This window comes from Vibrio sp. 378 (genome assembly GCF_033339435.1).
Genome location: NZ_JAWOUO010000632.1, coordinates 1 through 662 on the forward strand (window position 1 = coordinate 1; position 662 = coordinate 662).

A 662-nucleotide genomic window follows, 5' to 3' on the forward strand; every position below is an offset into this window, starting at 1 on the left:
TTCATCTAAGAACTCTGCCATTATTTTCTTCTCTGCGCTCAGTCGATCTCTTTGACCTAACTTACTCTGTGTCTGTTGGTTTTGTCGACGGTGTGCGTGATTGACTATTCTTATTTGCTTTTGTAACGCCACTTCCTTGTTCTCTGTTTGCTGCTTGATAGCGTAGATCTCGTTTTCTTTCTTGTTGAGTCGTTTCGCTTCTTTGGCGTGTTTGTTTACGATATCCTTCTCAACTTGACCTTGGTATTCTCGTTTTATGTTTTCGATCTCTTTCGTTTTTTTAGCTAATTCTTTCTTAGCTTTGAGTAACGACTCATCTGCGAATGTGCGAATGCCGTTGTAAATTAAACCTAAAATGAACGCTGTCATGAGGCTAAACAAGAATATGTAAACCCATGATTGCCATTGGTACCAGAGCGTTTTTGCGCCTTGTGCTAGTAAAATAGGACCATTTGAGTTGGATAAGTCTACTAACCAAATCGTGCTATCGGGAGTTAGAAAATCAAGAAATGGTGCTGCAAAAAGCAATACCAATCCCACAACAATTACCGTCAAAAATCCCCAAATCATCGTAGGTATACCTCTGTAATATCGGGGCGGAAATGCCCTAGCTCTTGAGAAATAATCGTCATGACATCGATACGCTCAAAGTGGTTAGCCAG

The 662-nt window shown here is 40.5% G+C and carries 1 protein-coding gene; it reads right to left on the minus strand.

The genetic code is table 11. The features are described from left to right. Positions 1 to 570, minus strand: a 570-nt coding sequence (locus R7Q48_RS27970; RefSeq protein ID WP_318119741.1) for a hypothetical protein, incomplete at its 3' end; no start/stop codon positions are given. Positions 571 to 662: the final 92 nt, after the last annotated feature.